Origin of the sequence: Comamonas sp. A23, from assembly GCF_004522605.1 — a bacterium.
GTDB lineage: Bacteria > Pseudomonadota > Gammaproteobacteria > Burkholderiales > Burkholderiaceae_C > Comamonas > Comamonas thiooxydans.
The window spans coordinates 662,997-683,556 of sequence record NZ_RSDT01000003.1 but is presented as its reverse complement, the minus strand read 5'-3'; the positions used below and the strand labels follow the sequence as shown (position 1 = coordinate 683,556).

The window sequence follows — 20,560 nt, the reverse complement described above, 5'->3', positions numbered from 1 at the left end:
ACCGTCCGGTGCGCGTGGACCGCGAGACGCTGGCACTGGGTTACGCAGGCGTTTACAGCTCGTTCCTGCGTCACGCTGAAGTGGCTGCCGCCAAATACGGACTCAAGGCCGTGGATATCTTGGTGGAACTGGGCAAGCGCCGCATGGTCGGGGGGCAGGAAGACATGATTGTTGACGTAGCGCTGGACCTGCTCAAGCGACAGGAGCACGAGCTTACACATCAACCCCCCACTGTGAGCGAAGCTGCTTAAGCGCTAAGGAGATATGAGATGTCCGCTATATCCATTACTGAAGAATCCACAAGCCGTTTCATCACCATCACCGAGAACGGCCAACCCCTGCAACTGCACTACAACGACGTCGGCCAGAGCGGGCAAGTCGTAGTCATGCTGCACGGCTCGGGCCCAGGCGCCAGCGGCTGGGCCAACTTCCACCGCAATATCGAACCGCTGGTGGATGCGGGATACCGTGTCATTTTGCTGGACTGCCCCGGCTGGAGCAAAAGCGACACCATTGTCAGCACAGGCTCGCGTTCCGATCTGAACGCACGCTGTCTTAAGGCGGTGCTGGACGCGCTGAACATCGCCAAGGTTCACATCATCGGCAACTCCATGGGCGGTCATAGCGCCGTGGGCTTTGCGCTGGCCAATCCCGAAATGGTGGACAAGCTCATCCTCATGGGCGGCGGCACCGGCGGACCCAGCGCCATCGTGCCAATGCCCGCAGAAGGCATCAAGCTCATCGGTGCGCTGTACCGCGACCCCACGGTGGAGAACCTCAAGCGCATGATGAATGTGTTTGTGTACGACAGCAGCAGCCTGACCGAAGAGCTGTATCAGCAGCGTCTGGCCAATATCCTGGCCCGCCGCGATCACCTCGAAAACTTCGTCAAGAGCGCCCAGATCAACCCGAAGCAGTTCAGCGACTACGGCGCACGCCTGCATGAAATCAAGGCCAGGACCTTGATCATCTGGGGCCGTGACGACCGCTTTGTGCCATTGGACATCGGCCTGCGCCTGCTATGGGGCATTCCCAACTCGGAATTCCACGTGTTCAGTCAGTGCGGCCATTGGGCACAGTGGGAGCACGCCGAAGTCTTCAACAATATGGTTCAAGACTTTCTCGCTCGCTGACCGGTCAGTGAGCCAGCAAGAAGTGGAAGCAAGCCATTGAGATGAATGCCATGCATGGACAACATGCTCAATGGCTTTTTTGGGATGCAGAGCAGGCAGCGGCCCAACCATCCCTGCCTCCAGCAGACTCCGCCGCCGATTGAGCGCAGCTGGATGCGACAGCCTGGTTGTCAAACGGATATTGGCATCAATCAAGCGAAATTCCGCGTCTCGTCGCGAGGACCATTTCGAAGCATTTCACTCACTGTGATCCTTCTGCAACTCAAACATATCCGCCCGGGTCATGCTCCGCTAGTGGGAAAATTCAGCCCTTACCGAGAGCGGATTGAATTGTCATTTTTTGCCACCGCATCCTCAGGATTCAGCAAAGCCGGAATCTCGGCCACCAGCGCGTCAATGGCCACCCGCAACTTGCAACGCAATTGCCGTGCCTGTGGCCAGAGTGCATGGATCTCGTAAGAGCGGGCTCGATAAGCGGGCAAGATGTGTACCAGCTCGCCACGCTTAGCATAGCTGCTCAGCAGCCAGCAGGGGACCCAGGCAATGCCATAGCCCGCCACAGCAGCAGCGGCAATGGCCTGTATATCGTCCATGCTGATCTGGGTGCGCACCTGCAGGCGGTAGTCCAAGCTGCCGTCTCGCCCAGCAACTGGCGAAACATTCCACGGAGCGACAACACCCGAGTGCGAGTAACTGATGACCGCATGACCATCGAGCTCTTCCAGTTTGCCGGGCGTGCCGTGGCGTGCCAGATAGGCCGGGGAAGCTCCGATGCTGATGTGCTGTGTGCCCAGCAGGCGCGCAGACAAAGTGCCGCTGTCTTGCATCGGGCCTATGCGTATGGCCAGGTCAAACCCCTCCTCGATCAGATCGACTGTACGGTCGCCAAACGACAGATCGATGCTCAGCTGCGGATACAGACGCGTCAGATTCAGCAGTATTGGCGCCACGCACAGCTGCCCAAAGCCTTCTGGCACGCTGACCCGCAGGCGCCCGATGGGCTCCATGCGGCCACTGTCCAGATCCGCCTCGGCTGCATCCAGCTCCTTGAGTGCACGGGTGCAGCGCTCGTAGTAGATCTGTCCTTCCGCAGTCAGGGTCTGGGTACGCGTATTGCGCTGCAGTAGCCGCGAGCCCAGACGTGCCTCCAGCCTGGCAACGGCCTTTCCCACGGCAGAGCGCGTCACGCCAAGCCGCTTGGCAGCAGCAGTGAAGCCGCCCGCTTCCACCACCAGCACAAAGGTGGAGACTCCTTCCAGAGGGTCTTGCACAGTCATGTCAATTGGATCCTTCAACTCCCCAATGATGGGAAATAAGTGCGTAAATTTAAGAATTTTATTCCCATAGACTCGCGTTGAACGTTCTGCGCCAGAACGCCGTTTCCCTTTTCTGGAGTGCGCAACCATGTCCTCGAATGATGTTGATCTCTTGAACACCAGCAGCCTGGAGCCTGCACCGACCCGGCGCAATCGCATTGCGCTGCTATCGGTCTGTCTGGCCGCACTGATGTTCAGCCTTGAAATATCCAGCGTGCCTGTCATCTTGCCCACGCTGGAGTCCGTTCTGCACAGTGACTTCAAAGACATTCAGTGGATCATGAATGCCTACACCATCGCCTGCGTCTCGGTGCTCATGGCCACCGGGACACTGGCGGACCGGTTTGGCCGCAAGCGGATCTTTCTGATCTCCATAGCCCTCTTTGCGTTTTCATCGCTGCTGTGCGGCCTGGCATGGAACACACCGATGCTGATTGCCAGCCGCGTGTTCCAGGGGGCCAGCGGCGGCGCCATGCTGATCTGCCTGGTAGCCGTCCTCTCGCATCAATTTCCGCAAGGCGCCGAGCGCAGCCGCGCCTTCAGCACCTGGGGAGTCATGCTCGGCATAGGCTTGGGCTTCGGCCCGCTGATTGGCGGCATGATCGTCGCCCTATCGGACTGGCGCTGGGTATTCTGGGTACACGTGCTGATTGCCACGCTGACCTTCTTTCTGGCCGCCATCGCCGTGCAGGAATCGCATGACCCAAAGGCCGGCGCGCTGGATCTTGCGGGCATCGTCACTCTGTCCCTCGCGGTGTTCGGCCTGGCCTTCTTTGTGACGCAGGGCTCCGATACCGGTTTTGGCAGCATGTCTGCGCTGGCCGCCATGGCTGTGGGTCTGCTGAGTTTTGCAACCTTTGTGTGGGTGGAACTGCGTGCCCAGAATCCCATGTTCGACTTCTCCGTCTTTCGGGTGCGCAATTTCTCCGGTGCGCTGATGGGCTCCATGGGCATGAACTTCAGCTTCTGGGCGTTCATCATCTACTTGCCCATCTATTTTCAAAGTGCGTTAGGTCAGGATGTCACGGCCGCCGGCGTCTCGCTGCTAGCCTACACCCTTCCCACGCTGGTGTTCCCGGTGGTTGGAGAACGCATCGCCATGCGCTATGGCCCGCGTATCGCCATTCCGCTGGGGTTATTCGCCATCGGCCTTGGATTCATGCTGATGCTCGCTGGCAGCCAGCTCGCCCACAGCCACTGGCTTTACGTGCTGCCGGGCTGCATGATTGCCGGTGCAGGGCTGGGTATCACCAACACCCCGGTGACAAATACCACCACGGCAGCGGTCTCCAGCACACGCGCCGGCATGGCGTCCGGCATCGACATGAGTGCCCGCATGATTACGCTGTCGATCAATATCGCGCTGATGGGTTTCCTGCTGGTGCATGGCGTACAGCAGCACCTGCAAACCGCATTGCGCGACCCTGTCGATGCTGCAGCGCTGCGCGAGATGGCCAACGGCATTGCCTCTGGCAACCTGCAAGCCCTGTACGCCCAACAGGCAGGCGCTGGCGCCGTCACTTCGCCACAGGCACTGACAGACATTGCCCGCGAGGCATTGGTGCACAGCTTTGGCGGCGTAATGCTCTATGCGGCCATCGCCGTGTGGCTGCTGGCACTGGGCAGCTTTGTGATCTTTTCGGGTCGCAGGGCAGCCCGCTGACTTTGATGGCGCTCCATGCACATGGGCAAGAATCGGCTCGCTGATCTGCAACTTGGCAGCCTGCATTTCCATGGGCATCGATTTCCTTCCTGCATAGCAAGCTGCTGGCCTCGACAAGCTCGCCGACATTGGCGGCCGTGTCACGTACTGTGTGCACCAGGCCAGTATCAGCACCCATGCGGAAGTACCACTGCTTGCCTCTCCAGCTCTGGTGCATCTCTCTACCATGCACCTTGTTTCTAATTTTGGTGAATGTCAGTGCAGCACTCCAGGTAGCGTCCACGCTGGTGCCAGTGAGCGGAATAGCGGCCCAATGCGTTGCCGTGGCAAATTCATAGCACGCTCCAAGTCGATCAAAGACTGCCGTACTTTTGCACCGCCTGCGATTTGCTGAATCGTGTCGACGGTTCCTCACGGATAGAAGAGGCACATCGCAATATATTTAAAAATCAGGATATTTATCCCAATAAATTTGTTTAACAAATTTATCGAAACCATCCAGACTCCCTTCAAGACTCATAGAACTTGGAGATATCTGTTGGAGCAAAAGACTTTCAGTGCGCCTGGGCACTTTTTCCGCCCCTCGCGGTCACATGTTGTTGTTATTGGCGGCGGGACTATGGGAGCCGATGTCGCGGTCGTCCTTTGCCGAGGAGCTTGCAAAACGACTGTTGTCGAGCCCGATGCCGACCGGGCTGCCAAAGTCCCTGGGCTGGTCCATCACGGCTTGACCCAACTGGATGCGGCGCAGCAGCTTGCCCACCTGTCCGTCGTCTCGTCATTGGACGACCTCGACTGGAGCTCTGTGGATCTTGTGATCGAATGCATCCCGGAGCGCCTGGACATCAAGCAAGCGCTTTTCAAGCAACTCGAGCAGCGCGCCCGCAAGAATGCATTGCTGGCCAGCAATAGCTCTAGCTTCCCCATTACAGCCATTGCACAAGGCCTGGCAACGCAGGAACGCATGCTGGGTCTGCATTTCTTCATGCCTGCGCACCTGACGCCTCTTGTCGAAGTGGTGTGCGGCGAGGCATCCCGCATGGAATGCGCAGAGAACCTTCATGCCTTCATGCGCCAGTGCGGCATGGTGCCGGTGCTGGTCAAGAAAGATTTGCCAGGATTTTTGGCGAACCGCCTTCAGCACGCGCTGGCTCGCGAGGCTTTTGCACTGATTGAAGCGGGCATTGCATCGGCCGAGGATGTGGATGCAGCCGTGCGCTTTGGCTTCGGCTTTCGCTTTCTTGCAGCGGGCCCCGTGCTTCAGCGCGACCATGCAGGTCTGGAAGTCCACTGCGCCGCTGGAGCGACTATGTATCCGTCTCTGGCGGACAACAAGGAGCCAAGCCCATGCCTTTCGCGAAGAGTGGCTGAAGGCAAGTTCGGCATGAAGTCCGGTGAAGGATTTTTCAAGTGGACCCCGGAGAGCATCGCGCAAGAGAAACAGCGCTACCAGAAGACGCTGCTGGCAGGTCTCGAACTTCTCAAGAGCGAATTGCCTTCCGTGGGCGACGCTGCCGAGCAATAAGAGGAGCGCATGATGAATACACCTCTGATCATCACCGTTGCCCCCAACGGAGCCTACAAGACCAGGGAGCAGCACCCTGAGGTTCCTCTGACTGCCGCCGATCTGGCAAAGACCGCCAAGGAATGCCTGGACTCCGGGGCGTCCATGATTCATATGCATGTACGCAAGCCTGACGGCAAGCATTTACTCGATGCCCGCGCCTACATTGAAGCCACTGCTGCAGTGCGCAAAGCAGTGGGCCGGGAACTGGTGGTTCAGGTCACCACTGAAGCGGCACAGGTCTACCAGCCATACGAGCAGATGCGGGTCGCCCGCGAAACGGCTCCGGAAGCGATCTCTGTCGGCTTGCGCGAAATACTCAAACCTGAAGTTCCCGAAGCGGATATCCGGTCCTTCTTCACATGGCTCAAGCAGAGCAATGTGATGACCCAGGTCATCCTGTATGACGTGGCGGACGTGCAGGCCTGGCAGCGCCTGCTTGCAAGCGGCGTCATCCCGGCAAACAAATGGTTTCTGCTTTTTGTACTGGGCCGCTACTCCGCCGGTCAGACCTCTTCGCCCATCGATCTGCTGCCGTTCCTGAATGCCCACGACGATGCCCATCCATGGGCGATGTGTGCCTTCGGCCCTCAGGAAAATGCATGCGCGATGGCTGCTGCAAGTCTCGGAGGCCATGCGCGCGTCGGCTTCGAGAACAACCTGTTCCTGAAGAGCGGCGAGCCGGCAGCAAGCAATGCAGCCTTGGTCGCCCAGGTTTGCGAGGGAGCCGCAGCGCTGGGCCGTCCTCTGGCCACGGCTCACGATATTCGAGGCATGTTCCAGAACTGATCAGCACTTCAAGGCAGCAGCGCCTCTTGTGTCTTCAAGTAGTGATCTCTTGGAGGCACAAGATGCTCTGCCGTCAGGCGGATCAGGCGCTCCCTCGACCCCTCCCCCTGCGCCAGCACCGCCAGCAGCTCGTGATGCTCCTTTTGGGATTGCAGCTGACGCTCTCTGGACATCAGCGTTCCAAATCGAATCGCATGCGTTTGGCGCGCGAAGTCTTCGATGGACTGCGACAGAAAAACATTGCCGCATTGAGCAAACAAAAGCCGATGAAACTCCTGGTTGGTTCGAAAAATGCCGCGCGGGTCCTGTTGCTGGATAGCTGCGTCGTGCCCGGCCTGAATGCGCCTGAGCTGCTCCAGGGCATCATGGTCCAGAGGCAGCGCAATTCTGCGCATCGCCTCCAGCTCAAGCAGCTCTCTCATTTCATAGAGATGAATGACTTCCTCCCTGCTGAAAGCCTTCACCATGGAGCCAATGTTGCGCCTGCGCTCAAGCAGGCCAGCACTTTCCAGCTGAGCCAATGCGTCTCGCACCACATGGCGTTTGGCTGCGAACCTTTCCATCAGATCATCTTCGACAAGACGCACTCTGGGAGCCAAGAGGCCCAGAACAATGTCTTCCTCCAATGTCGCGGCAATCACGGATGCACCGTCCTCGGATGGACGGCGCTCCTTGGCAAAAGCGCCCGTCGGCATATGAACTTAACTCCTTGGAATCGAACCCTTGCGCTGCGTCGCGGTCAAGAAATCAAAGTCTGCGCCACGATCGGCCTGCAAAACAGTTTTCTTGAACAGATGCGCGTAACCACGCTCTGCCACAGGAACTTGAACAGGCTTGGCATTCTGACGCATAGCCAGCTCTTCATCGCTGACCAGCCATTCAATACTGCGCTCGCGCACCGACAGGCGAATTCTGTCCCCGGTTTGCACCCAGGCCAATGGTCCGCCAATCGCCGCCTCTGGCGTCACATGCAGGACGATGGTGCCGAAAGCGGTACCGCTCATACGGCCATCGGAAACACGCACCATGTCTTTCACGCCTTGGGCGGCGAGTTTCTTGGGAATGGGCAGGTAACCCGCTTCCGGCATCGCCGCTGCTTTGGGACCGATATTCTTGAGCACCAGCACATCCTCGGCCTGAACATCAAGCTCGGGCGAGTCGATACGAGCGGCCAGATCCTCTGCATTCTCGAAAACAACGGCACGGCCCTCATGCTCCATCAGCTCGGGGTTCGCTGCGGACTGCTTGATGATGGCGCCTGCCGGGGCAAGATTGCCGTGCAGCACAGCAATGCCTCCCTGTGGATACAAGGGGGCATCCAAAGTCTTGACCACATGCTGCTTGAAGCCGGGGCCGGCCGCCTCCAGCTCCTCGCCCAGGGTGCGCCCCGTCACGGTCAGAGCATCCAGGTGCAGCAGGGGCTTGAGCTCTCGAAGCAGGGTATGCATGCCGCCGGCTGCATGAAAGTCCTCCATGTAGTGGTCGCCGGAAGGCTTGAGATCGAGCAACACGGGAGTATTGCGGCTCATGGCGTCCAAAGCCTTGAGATCCAGCTCGTAGCCCAGGCGACCCGCAATCGCGGCCAGATGCACGATGGCATTGGTCGAGCCTCCCATGGCCAACAACACCCGCATGGCATTTTCGAAGGCAGCAGGCGTGAGAATCTTGTCAATGCTCAGTCCAGCACGCGCCATGTACACGGCCACCTCACCGGATCGCTCCGCAATTCGAATGCGGTCGGCAGTAACCGCTGGAGGAGTTGCACTGCCAGGAATGCCAATCCCCAGAGCCTCTGCAATGCAGGCCATCGTGCTGGCAGTGCCCGCCACCGAGCAGGTACCCACGCTGGCGACGAGCTGATTGTTGACGTCGGAAATTTCCTCAGCATCAATTTCTTCGGCACGAAATTTTCCCCAGTAGCGCCGGCAATCGGTGCACGCACCCACTCTTTCGCTTCGATGCGATCCCGTGAGCATGGAGCCAGTAACCAGTTGCACTGCCGGCAGTCCGACCGAAGCAGCTCCCATCAGCTGAGCCGGCACCGTCTTGTCACACCCCCCGATCAACACGACCGCATCCATGGGTTGCGCTCGCAGCATCTCCTCCGTGTCCATGGACATGAGGTTGCGCAGATACATGCTGGTCGGCTGGGAAAAGCTCTCGTGCAGCGAGATGGTCGGGAAGTCCATGGGCAGACCACCGGCCATCAGGATGCCGCGCTTCACTGCCTCAATCAATTGCGGCATGTTTCCGTGACAAGGGTTGTAGGAGCTGCCTGTGTTCGAGATACCGATCACAGGCCTGTCCAGCGCCTTGTCGGTATAGCCCGCTCCCTTGATAAAGGCCTTGCGCAAAAAGAGAGAGAAACCGCGATCACCGTAGTTGGTGAGTCCTTTGGAAATGCCGCTCGAAGCGGCTTCCGGATGAATCGTGGCTTGCTGGCCTGGCTTGTTCGTCATGGGAGGGTTAACCATTGTTGATGCACTGATTATTAATAATATTATTGATTAAAAGAAAAATCGAGCGCTCAAACAAGAAAGCGCATACCTGAAAACCCTAAAGGAGACTTCATGAAACCCACAGAACTCGTTAATCCGGGCATGCGCCGCCGCAAGCTCATTAACCTGGTTGCAACCGCCCTCGTCGCATCTGGTGCATCGGGAGCAGCCTGTGCGCAAACTGACTACCCCACCAAACCCGTGAGGCTGGTAGTTCCCTATGCGCCGGGTGGAGCGACCGATGTCATTGGCCGCGTTCTTGCCAAGCAGCTTTCAGACGCACTCGGGCAGCAGTTCGTCGTCGACAATCGCGCCGGAGCTGGCGGTAGCCTTGGTGCAGGTCAAGTCGCCAAATCACCTGCCGATGGCTACACCTTGCTGATGGGTGCATTCACAAGCCACACCATCAATGCAGCGCTGACGCCTGCTGCGACTCCTTTTGACATCCATAAGAGCTTCTCTCACATCTCGGTCGTAGGTACCGTTCCGCTAGTATTTGTGGTCAACCCCAATGTTCAGGCGAAGTCCGTCAAGGAACTGGTAGTGCTTGCCAAGGCCAGCCCCGGCAGCGTCACGTTTGCATCCGCAGGCAATGGCTCGCCTCAGCATCTCTCGATCGAGATGTTCAAGCGTCAGACACAGGTTGAAGTCGTTCATGTGCCCTACAAAGGCAGCGGACCCGCTCTTTCCGATCTGCTCGGCGGTCAGGTCAATGCCATGATTGACACCGTTCCTGCCGCACAAAGCCAGATCAAGGCAGGCAAGCTCCGGGCCCTGGCCACCACGACCAAAGAACGCGTTGCCTCGATTCCAGACATCGCTACTGTCGTGGAAGCTGGATTTCCAGACATGCAGGTCAGCTCCATGTTTGCACTTTCGGCTCCTGCAGGAACTCCAGGTGCAGTCATTCAGAAGATCAATTCAGCGCTGAAAGTGATTCTGTCCAAGCAGGATGTCAAGGACTCCATGCTCGCCCAGGGCACTATTGCTACCTACAGCACGCCGGACGAGTCGGCCAAGATCATCAACGCCGAATACGCCAAGTGGGCCCGATTGATCAAAGACAGCGACATCAAGGCTGAATAAGCGAAGATAACGGAGCTCCAGGACGCTGCAGCTCCGCTACCTATACTCTGGTGGTGGAAGCCAACCTATCAACCAAAGACCTGAGAGCGGTAGTAGCCCTGAGCCAGACCAAGAGCTTTGGTCAAGCCGCCCTCCTGGTTCACCTCTCCCAATCTGCGCTGTCGGCCCTGATTGCGCGTGTAGAAGCCCAGATCGGAGCAAGACTGTTTGAGCGCACCACTCGCGCTGTCGAGCTGACCGATGCGGGGCATGTTTTTATTGCCCATGCCCAGGAGATCTTGCGAGATACGCAGCGAGCTCTACAGGCCGTGACGGACACCGTCCAGCTCAGAACGGGATCGGTGACGGTTGCCGCACTCCCCTCTTTGGCCGCCTCGCTGCTGCCAAAGGTCTTTGCCGAATTCACGCGGATTCATCCCGGGGTACGCTTGTCCTTGCTTGATACCTTATCTGGCCCTGCGTTTGATCTCGTTCGTGATGGCAAGGTCGACTTTGCACTCACTGCAGCAGATCCCAAGCAAGAAGACCTCGCCTATGAGCAATTGATGGAGGACCAGTTCTTTCTCATCTGTCCCGATGACCACCCTCTATCCAAGCAGGCAGGTCCCGTCGCGATCGAGAACACCTTGGACTATCCGCATGTCTCCATGCCCAGTTCTGCCAGCGTCCGGCAGTACATTGATGCGGATCTGCACTCAAAAGGGCTTTATTTCGCTCCTGTCTTTGAAGTTGACCATATTGCAACCATCGGAGCCCTGGTCAGTGCTGGTCTGGGCATCAGCGCACTGCCTGAAACAGCCGTATCGCTGTTGCAAGCTGGCCACCTTGTGCAGATTCCTTTGTCGCCCCCTGGAATTCAACGCCCCTTGGGCATGGTGATGCGCCGCCACGCACCTCGAAGCTCGGCGGCCAAGGCATTGGAGGCGTTAATCAGAGCGAGCCTGCACAACCTGGCCTCTCATTCAAGCTAGAGCACTGCTGCAGATTCCGCAAAAGAGAGAGGTCGAAGGGAATGTAAAAAATTCTCCACGAATCGACACGAGCCGCCTGAACCGTCAAAAACCAACAAAAGCTGTGGGAACTTTGTCTTTAGCACTCTCTCTAACGGAGTGCTAATATGAAGATCATGGAAGAAAGGAAACCTGCAATGAAAACTGCCTCCGGCTCCATTGCTACTGCCTTGGCGCCCGCGAACCCCTGGGCGCTGGTACCTCCGCTGGGCAACCTGGATGCCTATATCTCGGCGGTCAATCGTATGCCAATGCTCACCCTTGAGGAAGAGCAGGACTACGCTCGCAAGCTCAAAGAACACAATGATCTGGACGCCGCCGGGCGTCTGGTGATGTCCCACCTGCGTCTGGTCGTCTCCATCTCGCGCCAGTACCTGGGCTATGGTCTGCCTCACGGCGACCTGATTCAGGAAGGCAATGTGGGCCTGATGAAGGCTGTCAAACGATTCGACCCCGATCAGGGCGTGCGTCTGGTCAGCTACGCCATGCACTGGATCAAGGCGGAAATCCACGAGTACATTCTGAAGAACTGGCGCATGGTCAAGGTCGCCACGACCAAGGCCCAACGCAAGCTGTTCTTCAATCTGCGCTCGATGAAGCATGACCTGAAGTCCGATGCTGCCATGGCGGACGAAGAGCTGGCCCTGCGCGAGACGCTGACCTCGAACGAAATTGACGCGGTTGCTGCCAAGCTCAACGTCAAGCGCGAGGAAGTCATCGAGATGGAAACCCGTCTGGCCGGCGGCGATGTGCTGCTGGATCCTTCTCCCAGCGACGACGGAGAGCAGGCCTTCGGCCCCATCGCCTACCTGGCTGATGCCAGCCACGAGCCTACCGCCATGCTTGAATCGCGTCAGCGCGATCATCTGGCGACCGATGGTCTGGTCATGGCCCTGGAGGGACTGGATGACCGCAGCCGCCGCATCGTTGAAGAGCGCTGGCTCAAGGTCAATGACGACGGCTCTGGCGGCATGACGCTGCATGAGCTGGCTGCCGAATACGGTGTGAGCGCCGAGCGCATTCGCCAAATTGAGGTAGCTGCCATGAAAAAGATGAAAAAAGCGCTGGCCGAGTTTGCGTAAACGCCAACTTGCGCTCCAAGCCTTTAAAAGGCTGAAATGCTGAACCTCAAACCCGGATAATTTCCGGGTTTTTTATTTTTCGGCATTGATGCATGTTCTCATGCACACCGATCGCCTATCAAGAATTCAAAAGAGACCTGCCATGCCTATTCGCACTTCGCACATCTTGAAGAACCTGTCCCGCCGCAACCTGGTTGCGGCAGGAGTCGCCATGGTGGCGACAGCAATGGCTCCGGCCGTCCTGGCAGCCGACAACTGGCCCGACAAGCCCCTTCATCTGATCGTGGGCTTCCCCGCAGGCTCCTCGCCCGACCTGACAGCCCGTGCATTGGCCGAGCCATTGGAGAAGAAGCTGGGTCAGACCATCATCGTGGAAAACCGCGTGGGAGCCGGCGGCAATATCGCCGGCGAATATGTCGCCAAGGCTGATGGCTACACCTTCAGCGTGATGATCAACGGCAATATGACCATTGCCAAGATGCTCAACCCTGCCGTGCGCTATGACCCCATCAAGGACCTGCAGCCCGTGAGCCTGATCGGCGTGGCTCCGCTGGTACTGGTGGCCCCTGCGTCGGCCCCACAAGGCAAGGCCTTTATGGAAGCGGCCGCCAAGGCTGGCGACAAATGGAGCTATGGCTCGCCCGGTGTCGGTACCGTGGGCCATCTGGGCATGGAACTGCTCAAGAGCCGCTCGGCCATCAAGGCCGTGCACGTGCCCTATACCGGCTATCCTCAAGTGTTCAACGGCATTCAGGGCGGCGATTTGAAGCTGTCCATGCTCCCTCCGGCACTGGCCATGGCACAGATTCAGGCCGGCAAGCTGCACGGCATTGGCGTAACCTCTGCAGCACGCAGCCCGCTGGCTCCCGGCCTTCCCAGCCTCAAAGAGCTCGGCGTCAACAACTTTGATCTGGAAATCTGGAACGCCGTGGCTGCGCCCAGGTCCATGCCCAAGGCCCATGTGGACAAACTGGCGGCTGCCGTCAGCGAGATCGTGCGTACGCCCGAGATGCGCCAGAAGCTGTCCATGCAAGGCTGGCAAGCCGTGGGCAGCTCGCCCGAAGGCCTGAGCAACCGCATCCAGCAGGATGTGAAGGCGCTGGGCACCATCATTCGCGAGCAGGGCATCACGGCGCAGTAAACACGCCCCCTGAGCCGCTTTGCGGCTTCCCCCGAGGGGGGACGACAGCCTCACTGCGCGGCGGCGCTTGCTCGCTGTCACGCAGATGACGTGCGCCAGTTTTCCTCCATCCCACACGCTGAAGCGACTGCGGGTATCAACGAGAGCTACTGCGGCGTCCTTTATCATGCGCCCGACAGGCATGGGTTTACGCTATGCCGTCGGGCGCATTGTTGTATCTGGGGCAGCGCCACCGCTTTTGGAGCCTTCATGGACGCTGGTACCTGGTTCACGCAGCTCAATGCCTGGCAAGTCATGGCATTGGGCCTGGTTTTTTTCGGGCTTATTTATCTTCTGGGCGGCCTGCTCATGGGCGCTCTGACGGCATCTCTTGCCCGTGCCGGTATTGGTAGGCCACTGGATATACGTCCGCTCAAGCCCGACCAGTTGCAACGTGAATGGCGCCAGTCCTTTCATTCCATACTGATCTTCGGCATAGGCATGATCGTCCCCTGGGGCTTTCTGCAACTGGGCTGGGCCCAGCTCTCGCCCACAGCCAGTGCTGGACGCATCGTTGTGGAGATCTTTGCGCTGCTGATCTGGAACGATGTGCACTTCTGGATCAACCACCGCCTGCTGCACACGCGCCGCCTGGTGCGCTATCACGGCGACCATCATCGCTCCGTGGTGACCACGCCCTGGTCCACCTACAGCTTTCACCCCATCGAGGCGCTGATGCTGGGCAACATCATCTTGCTGCCCATGCTGGTGCATGACTTCTACTTCTGGTCGCTGGCCTCGGTGCCGGTGCTGAGTCTGATCCTGAATCTGATCGGCCACTCCAACTACGATTTTTTCCCCTCAGTCTCAGATACCCATCCACTGGCCGCCAGCCGCCGTCACCATCTGCACCACGCGCGCCCGGCAGGCAACTATGGCTTTGCGCTGGCCTTCATGGACCAGATCATGCGCACGCGGGTCGCAGACAACACCCCCAAAAGCTCCAGTCACTGAATGAGCAGGCACCCAGGCCAGCGCCGGTATCCAGTCCTGCGCCACTGGCGGGACTGGCAATCCGTCTTCTACATGATTCTGCTGCCGCTGCTCGTGTGGTGGCAGTGGAGGCATGGCTTCAGCTTCATTCTCTACAGCATCGAGCTGTTTCTGACATTGGGAGTAGGCGTGATTCATCACAACCACACCCATGTGCGCATGTGGTGGGGGCGCTGGACCAACCGCTTCACCGATTACTGGCTGACCCTGCTTCAAGGCCACCCCACCTTTGTGTTCTGGCCCGCCCATGTGGCCAATCACCACCGCTTTCGCCACGGACCGCGCGATCTGGCACGCACCTACCGGCCAGAATGGGGCGGCGATACCAATCATCTGTGGGGCTATCTGATGCACCCGGTGCAGGCGGCTTTCGTGCTGTATCCGCTGTTCTTTCGCTGGCTGAACAATCTGCACCGTCACTGGCCTGGCGCCTTTCGCTACTGCATGGGGCAATACACGCTGTGGCTGGGAAGCTGGAGCTTCTTTCTCTGGCTGGACTGGCAAAAGGCGTTGATCTTCATCATTCTTCCCCAGTTGCACGGCCTGCACTGGCTGCTGGCTACCAACTATCTGCAGCATGCCCACGCCGATGGAAGGCCGATGACCAGAGCGCAGCGCAATACTCCAGGTATCGAGCTGAACTACGCGCGCAACTTTGAAGGCCTGGTCAACCCCCTGCTTTTTAATATTGGCCTGCACACCGCGCACCATGAATGCCCGCATGCCCACTGGTCCGAACTGAGCGGGCTGCATGAGCACATTTACCGCCAACGGGTCACACCTGCATTGAACGAAGGTGGCCTGCTGCCTTATATGGGACGCGTGTTTGTATTGGGTCTGGTCTGGCCCGCGGCAAGAACCCAGCCGCAGATGCCGCCCGACGCTGTGAAGTAAAAACCTGTTGAGGATCTATGCCTGTTGCCTATTCCAAGGTCTATCTGCAATCTGCCGGCATGTTTCTGCCTGGTGCCCCGGTGGACAACGCTGGCATGGATGCGTTTGTAGCACCGCTGAACCGCATCTCCGAGCGCATCAAGCGCCGCATCCTGGCCGAAAACGGCATCCAGACCCGCCACTACGCCATTGATGGCGAAGGCCAGACGGTGTTCAGCAACGCCCGCATGGCTGCCGGCGCCATCGAGGAGACCCTGGCCCTGGCCGGCAAAAAGCTCGGCGATGTCGGCTTTCTGTCCAGTGGCTCCTCGGGGGGCGATGCGCTGATGCCCGGCTTTGCCAGCATGATTCAGGGCGAAATGGCCGCCCCGCCCATGGAAACGCTTTCCGTGCATGGGGTCTGCGCCGCCAGTGTGGGGGCCATGCAAGCCGCAGCCATGGCCGTGGAGAGCGGCGCCCATGCACTGGCCCTGTCGGTGGCCAGCGAAATGCCCTCGCGCCTTTTCAAGCGCTCGCGCTTTGCAGCCCAGGGCTATGACACCGATTTCGACGCCCACTTTCTGCGCTGGATGCTGTCCGACGGCGCGGGCGCCGTGTTGCTGGGCGGCCCCAAGGCCCTGCCCCAGGCCAACGGACTGCGCCTCAAGCTCAAGTGGACGCACCAGCGCAGCTTTGCCGGCGACTACCCCGTGTGCATGCAGCTTGGCATGACGGCCGATCGCGGCAAAAGCCATCTGGACTTCCCTGCCTGGAGCGATGCCGAGGCCGCAGGCGCTCTGGCACTGCGCCAGGACATTCGCCTGCTGCCACATCTGTTCGATGTCTGCATTCACGAATATGCAGCCCTGGCCCACCAGGGCTGGGTGCCCGAGCGCGGCATAGACCACTTTCTCTGCCACTATTCGTCGGAGCGCTTCATTCCCGTGGTCGACGAGCTGCTGGGCAAGGCCCAGCTCAGCATTCCACGCGAGCGCTGGTGGAGCAATCTGGCCTGGCGCGGCAACACGGGTGCAGCCTCCATCTTCATCATGCTGTCGGAGTTTCTGCAAAAGCAGGGCCAGAGCCTGAAAGCAGGCGACACCGTACTCTGCTTCATCCCCGAGTCGGGCCGCTTCACCGCAGGCTACATGCTATGGGAAGTAGAGCTGGATGCGATTACCGAGCAAGCTCCAGAGGCCAGTTTCCCGTGGAAATCTGCACAGTCAGCGGCGCTGCCGGATGATGCTCTTCCCGATGTATCCACCATCGCCGCTCCCCATGACCCGGCCGCTGCGCCATCGCAGCTGGCGCCACTGCTAACCGAGCTCGCCAGCATCTGGCAGGACTACCGCAGCAATGTCTGGCGCACGCCCCTGCTCCAGCGCATGCGCACACGCCAGTTGCAGATCACCGACTATCTGCGCTGGATGAGCCACTGGATTCCCCAGGTGCGCGAAGGCAGTCTGTGGATGCGCGAAGGCGCGGCCTCGCTGACCGGTGACTACGCCACGCTGGCCTCGCTGATCGACCTGCATGCAGGTGAGGAGCAGAACGACTTCAAGATTCTGCACAGCGACTATCTGAAGGCCGGCGGCACCGAGACCGACATCAACCGCCTGCGCCGCAACCCCGGCGGCGAAGCGCTCAATGCCTATCTGCACAGCCTGGCTGCCACGCCCAACCCGATCGGCCTGCTGGGCGCCATCTACATCATCGAAGGCACGGGCCAGCGCATCGTTCCGAGCCTGCTGCCCCTGCTACGCCAGAGCCTGCCGCTGCCGCCCGATGCCTTCCGCTTTCTCGAATACCACGGTGCCAACGACGAGAACCACCTGGAGCGCTGGCTGCTGGCCGTGCAGATGGCGCTGGAGCTGGACAGTGAAGGCACGGCCCAGCAGGCCATACTGCAGACCGCACGCAACACGGCCGCCATGTACCTGATGCAGTTCCAACATGTGCTGGCCGAGCGATAACTAGAAGCAGCAAAAAGCACCGGGAGGATTCATGAAGAACGAGTTCAACGACCATGTCTGGGACGAGCGCGACCCCAGCCCCTGGCTGGCGCTCTACCTCGACCAGAGCACACCTTTGCCCGATGACGTCAAAGCCGCCTGGCTGCGCGACTGCAGCAGCAGCTCGCGCCAGTTCTTTCTGCCGGCCATGCGGCCGCTGGCGCGGCTGTCCATGATCGTCATTCAGGCGCTGAAGATCTTTCTGCCCAAGCGCTGGTCGCACTCCATGCTGCTGCACCGCCTGCTGGCCTTCGGCATGAAGAAGTTTCTCTCGCCAGAGGCCAACTGGCTCATCATGCGCCACTTTCATCTGGGCTCCCAGGTACTGGCCTTCGTCGCCGCCAATGCCCCGACCAAGGTCAGCACCGCGCCCTTGATGCCCATGGAAATCGACGATGTGAAGGACGAGCTGTTTCTCAAGCACGACCTCAACCTCTTCAACTTCGTGATTCGCCTGAACAAGGCACTGCGTGAGAACGGGCAGGAACTGGTACCCGTGGCCGAGCCCGATTTTTCCATGATCCGCGAGCCCGATCTCAGGCTCGAAGACATGCCGCGCGGGCGCTTCAACGTCATCGACCTGCAAAGCGCCATCGAGCTGTACACGCCCATCTACCAGCTGCTGCTGACCGACAACGACTTCTGGCGCGCCAGCAACTCGCTGCAGCTCGACGAAACCGTTGCCATTTACTGCGCCAAGATCCTGGCCTCGCCAGAGCATCTGGTGCTGCTCAACAACAAGCATCCCATGGTGCCGCTGTCCACCCTGTATGCGGCCTACCGCCTGGTGCTGCACGGCCTGTCCACCGAGATGCTGCACTCGCTGCTGACACGCATGGCCAACGGCGAGCACCCCATTCCCGCGCGCGAGCTAGCCAAGATGCACCGGGCCGCCGAGACGGTGATGGATCAGACCGCCGCACAAAGCTGAACCATGGACCCACAGAGCAACCGCATCACAGGCGTTCGCATCGACGAGCAGACCATCTGGCTGGCACTAGCAGATGGACGTGAACTGGCCGAGCCCATCAAACGACATATCCGCCTCGAAAAAGCCACACCCGAGCAACGCCTGGCATGGGTGCTGAGCGACGAGGATCACGGTCTGAACTGGCCGGCGCTGTGGCAGCCATCTCCCGAAGGCATGGTCAGCGTCTGGGACCTGGATCAGGACAGTCTCTACAACCAGGCTATGGGCGCGCTGCTCGCCGCCCAATGGGACATCACCCGGATATCTCCGGTCCAGCGTGAACTGGTGGCTCTGTGGCGCATGGAAGCCGATATCAACAACGGCGGCTTTCTGCAGTTTCTGGGCAACTGGGGAGTGGAGAACCATCAGCTCACCCTGCAGGCTCTGCAGGCCATAGGCGCTCCCCTCACGCATCAATGTCTGCAAGACATGTTTGCGGTACTCAAGCGCTTCGAGGAGACGTCAGAAAATGTGGACTTCTCCGATCTGCCTGCACTGCTGACGGACGCCGAGCATGAGCAGTTGCAGGAACTGGAAGAAGCCTTCTGGGACTACCCGGAGCCTTTGAACAAGCTGGTGGTCATGCACTACGGACCCGTCCAATGAAGTCTGAAAACAAATCCAGCAAGACCTATTCGCTGGCATTTCGCAAAGCCCTGGTGGACGAAGCGCTGAATCGCACACCAGGCGGCGGGTTTCCGGAGCTGGAAAAGCGCCACCACCTCAAGCCCGGCACCCTGTTCGACTGGGTCGATGAGCTGGGCCCGACACCGCCGCCTGCGCCTTTTTCTGCACTGCATTTCTGGATAGGCAATACGCCGCTGGGCGAGCCGGAATTTGCCCGCTACTTTGAACATGCAGACAGTTACTGGGATCTGGAAGTCGAAGACATCGAGGGCAGCAGCGAAGATGTCACGGGTTGCGCTTTCTGCCAGGACCTGGGCAGAAAATTTCTGTTCGACGAAGACCTGCTGCTGGTGATCTGGCTGCCCGAGCCGGTCCCTGTCGCCACCATAGTGGGGCAAAGCACACTGGACTCCGACGCATCACTCGCGCTCATCGTGCAGGCCTGCGAGACCCAAGACATTCACACGGCCAACGCCATGTTTGTCTATGCCGACCCCTGCGAGACGATCACCGATCCAGACAAGCTCTACAACGGACTGAGCTACATGGGTCTTTTTGACGACTGACGCAGCTCAGGCGCTTTTTCATCTTCTTCATGCAAGACTTGATTGCCCAGATTTCGCAGCAATGGCTGCAGCTTCCGGATTGCCAGGCCGAACACAAGGACGCTGCCAGAACACGCATCAGCAGCAGCGCAGCAGCCGGCTCCATGGATGTCGAATTCTTTGTGCACCACGGTGGCAACGGCGCTTTCTCGGCCACCAGATATGAGGAGGCCATGCAGTTGGGCGCCGAGCACAGGCTGCATGCCTGGATCACGCTGCGCGATGCTGCCGGTGAAGTCATACACCATGAAGTCAGCTGCAACCCCGGGCGCTTTGCACAGCTGCTGCATGAGTGGCGCACAGCGCCTGATGCAGCGCCGGCACAGGTCACCATCCAGGCCATGGCCCGCAGTCCATATACCGACGAGACTGAAGCCTGTGTACCTGCGATGGATCAGGATCTGAACCTCGGCATGCTGGACACGCTTGCCGATGCCGGGCCGGCGCTCGAACAGCTGCAGGCCGATGTGGCGGCCATCGACCCCGTGCGCCTGCTTCAATCCTGGCCACGCGATGGTCGCGGACGACTTGCGGCGCGCACCACCGCCATACTCGCGGCCTATGGCCCCGCCACACGCAAGCGCCAGCCCTGCCTGATGGTTCGATCGGTGATGCAGTCAAAAATGCCCGGCTGGCAATTGCTTCTATCGTCCGAGTTTCTCTACAACTGCCGCCATCAATGGAGCGATGCCCGCTGGCTGTGGTCGTCAGCAGACGCCCCCAAGGACTCCGCGCTGGAGCGCAAGGCACGCCGGCTGATGGCGCAGGGCAAGATCAGCGAGGCCTGCGCACTGTATGGCATCGAGCTGCACGAACGCGTGCGAAGACTGGCCGAAGGTCAGTCATTCCAGCGCTTCTCGCCCGTACCAGAGCCTTGGGTGCAAGAGCTGCAAGCGGCGCTTCTGCAATTGGCACCATGGCGTCTCGCAGCGGGGCTGCAACGCATACAGGAACATCTGACTCAGGCCAACCGCAAGGCGCCCAAGCCCGGCAGCTGGGAGCGCAAGCTGTTCTGGTTTTCGGGCCAGCGCCAACAGGCGCGCTGGGGCCCCGGAGTGCGCTTCAACGAAGATGGCAAGCCGGAGCTGGACCTGATCGTCACCGCATCCAACGAGCATTTTCCCGAGCCTGACTGGAAGCAGCAGCCACACTAATCCCG

The 20,560-nt window shown here is 59.5% G+C and carries 18 protein-coding genes and 1 pseudogene; 16 read left to right on the top strand and 3 right to left on the bottom strand.

Translation table 11 applies throughout. The features are described from left to right. A pseudogene (locus EIC84_RS11380) lies at positions 1 to 251 on the top strand (4-hydroxy-2-oxovalerate aldolase); the annotation flags it as partial. Between the two features lie 18 nt (positions 252 to 269). After that, positions 270 to 1,133, top strand: coding sequence for an alpha/beta fold hydrolase (locus EIC84_RS11375; protein WP_003071317.1), 864 nt, complete (start codon positions 270 to 272; stop codon positions 1,131 to 1,133). Positions 1,134 to 1,444: 311 nt separating this feature from the next. Here EIC84_RS11375 and EIC84_RS11370 read toward each other — a convergent pair whose 3' ends face one another. Continuing rightward, entirely contained in the window at positions 1,445 to 2,410 is a 966-nt protein-coding gene (locus EIC84_RS11370; protein ID WP_003071315.1) for a LysR family transcriptional regulator, read from the bottom strand. Between the two features lie 127 nt (positions 2,411 to 2,537). Between EIC84_RS11370 and EIC84_RS11365 the strand changes: the two genes are divergently transcribed. From EIC84_RS11365 to EIC84_RS11355, 3 genes are all read left to right on the top strand, one after another. Beyond that, entirely contained in the window at positions 2,538 to 4,112 is a 1,575-nt protein-coding gene (locus EIC84_RS11365; RefSeq protein WP_003071314.1) for an MFS transporter, read from the top strand. Between the two features lie 538 nt (positions 4,113 to 4,650). Further along, positions 4,651 to 5,637, top strand: a complete 987-nt coding sequence (locus EIC84_RS11360) for a 3-hydroxyacyl-CoA dehydrogenase family protein (RefSeq protein ID WP_050789022.1) — start codon at positions 4,651 to 4,653, stop codon at positions 5,635 to 5,637. Between the two features lie 12 nt (positions 5,638 to 5,649). Next, the gene (locus EIC84_RS11355) at positions 5,650 to 6,465 is read left to right on the top strand and encodes a 3-keto-5-aminohexanoate cleavage protein (RefSeq protein ID WP_003071309.1); all 816 of its coding nucleotides are present in this window, start codon (positions 5,650 to 5,652) and stop codon (positions 6,463 to 6,465) included. A gap of 8 nt (positions 6,466 to 6,473) precedes the next feature. Here the strand turns inward: EIC84_RS11355 and EIC84_RS11350 are convergent, their stop codons facing one another. Continuing rightward, positions 6,474 to 7,106, bottom strand: a complete 633-nt coding sequence (locus tag EIC84_RS11350; protein ID WP_237704526.1) for a GntR family transcriptional regulator — start codon at positions 7,104 to 7,106, stop codon at positions 6,474 to 6,476. 60 nt (positions 7,107 to 7,166) lie between these two features. Continuing rightward, positions 7,167 to 8,924 (bottom strand): IlvD/Edd family dehydratase, encoded by a 1,758-nt coding sequence (locus EIC84_RS11345; RefSeq protein ID WP_003071307.1) that lies wholly within the window; start codon positions 8,922 to 8,924, stop codon positions 7,167 to 7,169. 111 nt (positions 8,925 to 9,035) lie between these two features. On the opposite strand from EIC84_RS11345, the gene EIC84_RS11340 reads away from it, so the two are divergent. The 11 genes from EIC84_RS11340 (at position 9,036) to EIC84_RS11290 (ending at position 20,555) form a co-directional block, all read left to right on the top strand. Continuing rightward, on the top strand, positions 9,036 to 10,049 hold the full coding sequence (locus EIC84_RS11340) for a tripartite tricarboxylate transporter substrate binding protein (protein ID WP_003071306.1): 1,014 nt from the start codon (positions 9,036 to 9,038) through the stop codon (positions 10,047 to 10,049). 50 nt (positions 10,050 to 10,099) lie between these two features. Further along, a complete protein-coding gene (locus tag EIC84_RS11335; protein WP_034363581.1) occupies positions 10,100 to 11,020 on the top strand; it encodes a LysR family transcriptional regulator in 921 nt (306 codons plus the stop codon). 176 nt (positions 11,021 to 11,196) lie between these two features. Then, positions 11,197 to 12,141: an RNA polymerase sigma factor RpoH gene (gene rpoH / locus EIC84_RS11330; RefSeq protein WP_003071304.1), complete on the top strand. Its 945-nt coding sequence runs from the start codon at positions 11,197 to 11,199 to the stop codon at positions 12,139 to 12,141. 142 nt (positions 12,142 to 12,283) lie between these two features. Continuing rightward, positions 12,284 to 13,282 (top strand): tripartite tricarboxylate transporter substrate binding protein, encoded by a 999-nt coding sequence (locus tag EIC84_RS11325; protein ID WP_003071303.1) that lies wholly within the window; start codon positions 12,284 to 12,286, stop codon positions 13,280 to 13,282. 249 nt (positions 13,283 to 13,531) lie between these two features. After that, on the top strand, positions 13,532 to 14,275 hold the full coding sequence (locus EIC84_RS11320) for a sterol desaturase family protein (RefSeq protein ID WP_003071302.1): 744 nt from the start codon (positions 13,532 to 13,534) through the stop codon (positions 14,273 to 14,275). Continuing rightward, positions 14,276 to 15,208, top strand: coding sequence for a fatty acid desaturase (locus tag EIC84_RS11315; RefSeq protein WP_034363578.1), 933 nt, complete (start codon positions 14,276 to 14,278; stop codon positions 15,206 to 15,208). A 17-nt stretch (positions 15,209 to 15,225) separates the two neighbouring features. Further along, a complete protein-coding gene (locus EIC84_RS11310) occupies positions 15,226 to 17,160 on the top strand; it encodes a StlD/DarB family beta-ketosynthase (protein ID WP_003071300.1) in 1,935 nt (644 codons plus the stop codon). Positions 17,161 to 17,191: 31 nt separating this feature from the next. Beyond that, positions 17,192 to 18,130: a hypothetical protein gene (locus EIC84_RS11305; protein WP_003071299.1), complete on the top strand. Its 939-nt coding sequence runs from the start codon at positions 17,192 to 17,194 to the stop codon at positions 18,128 to 18,130. Positions 18,131 to 18,133: 3 nt separating this feature from the next. After that, positions 18,134 to 18,775: a DUF4375 domain-containing protein gene (locus EIC84_RS11300; RefSeq protein WP_003071298.1), complete on the top strand. Its 642-nt coding sequence runs from the start codon at positions 18,134 to 18,136 to the stop codon at positions 18,773 to 18,775. Then, the gene (locus tag EIC84_RS11295) at positions 18,772 to 19,362 is read left to right on the top strand and encodes an immunity 22 family protein (protein ID WP_003071297.1); all 591 of its coding nucleotides are present in this window, start codon (positions 18,772 to 18,774) and stop codon (positions 19,360 to 19,362) included. Before EIC84_RS11300 ends, EIC84_RS11295 begins: the two co-directional genes overlap by 4 nt. A 29-nt stretch (positions 19,363 to 19,391) precedes the next feature. Continuing rightward, complete coding sequence (locus EIC84_RS11290; RefSeq protein ID WP_003071296.1) at positions 19,392 to 20,555, top strand: hypothetical protein; 1,164 nt, start codon at positions 19,392 to 19,394, stop codon at positions 20,553 to 20,555. Positions 20,556 to 20,560 lie beyond the last annotated feature (5 nt).

What these genes read in the sequence shown, in the direction of transcription:
- EIC84_RS11290 (WP_003071296.1), top strand. Translation starts at nt 19,392, where the DNA reads ATGCAAGACTTGATTGCCCAGATTTCGCAGCAATGGCTGCAGCTTCCG.
- EIC84_RS11365 (WP_003071314.1), top strand. Translation starts at nt 2,538, where the DNA reads ATGTCCTCGAATGATGTTGATCTCTTGAACACCAGCAGCCTGGAGCCT.
- EIC84_RS11315 (WP_034363578.1), top strand. Translation starts at nt 14,276, where the DNA reads ATGAGCAGGCACCCAGGCCAGCGCCGGTATCCAGTCCTGCGCCACTGG.
- EIC84_RS11310 (WP_003071300.1), top strand. Translation starts at nt 15,226, where the DNA reads ATGCCTGTTGCCTATTCCAAGGTCTATCTGCAATCTGCCGGCATGTTT.
- EIC84_RS11370 (WP_003071315.1), bottom strand. Translation starts at nt 2,410, where the DNA reads ATGACTGTGCAAGACCCTCTGGAAGGAGTCTCCACCTTTGTGCTGGTG.
- EIC84_RS11305 (WP_003071299.1), top strand. Translation starts at nt 17,192, where the DNA reads ATGAAGAACGAGTTCAACGACCATGTCTGGGACGAGCGCGACCCCAGC.
- EIC84_RS11300 (WP_003071298.1), top strand. Translation starts at nt 18,134, where the DNA reads ATGGACCCACAGAGCAACCGCATCACAGGCGTTCGCATCGACGAGCAG.
- EIC84_RS11340 (WP_003071306.1), top strand. Translation starts at nt 9,036, where the DNA reads ATGAAACCCACAGAACTCGTTAATCCGGGCATGCGCCGCCGCAAGCTC.
- EIC84_RS11320 (WP_003071302.1), top strand. Translation starts at nt 13,532, where the DNA reads ATGGACGCTGGTACCTGGTTCACGCAGCTCAATGCCTGGCAAGTCATG.
- EIC84_RS11375 (WP_003071317.1), top strand. Translation starts at nt 270, where the DNA reads ATGTCCGCTATATCCATTACTGAAGAATCCACAAGCCGTTTCATCACC.
- EIC84_RS11355 (WP_003071309.1), top strand. Translation starts at nt 5,650, where the DNA reads ATGAATACACCTCTGATCATCACCGTTGCCCCCAACGGAGCCTACAAG.
- EIC84_RS11325 (WP_003071303.1), top strand. Translation starts at nt 12,284, where the DNA reads ATGCCTATTCGCACTTCGCACATCTTGAAGAACCTGTCCCGCCGCAAC.
- EIC84_RS11345 (WP_003071307.1), bottom strand. Translation starts at nt 8,924, where the DNA reads ATGACGAACAAGCCAGGCCAGCAAGCCACGATTCATCCGGAAGCCGCT.
- EIC84_RS11295 (WP_003071297.1), top strand. Translation starts at nt 18,772, where the DNA reads ATGAAGTCTGAAAACAAATCCAGCAAGACCTATTCGCTGGCATTTCGC.
- rpoH (WP_003071304.1), top strand. Translation starts at nt 11,197, where the DNA reads ATGAAAACTGCCTCCGGCTCCATTGCTACTGCCTTGGCGCCCGCGAAC.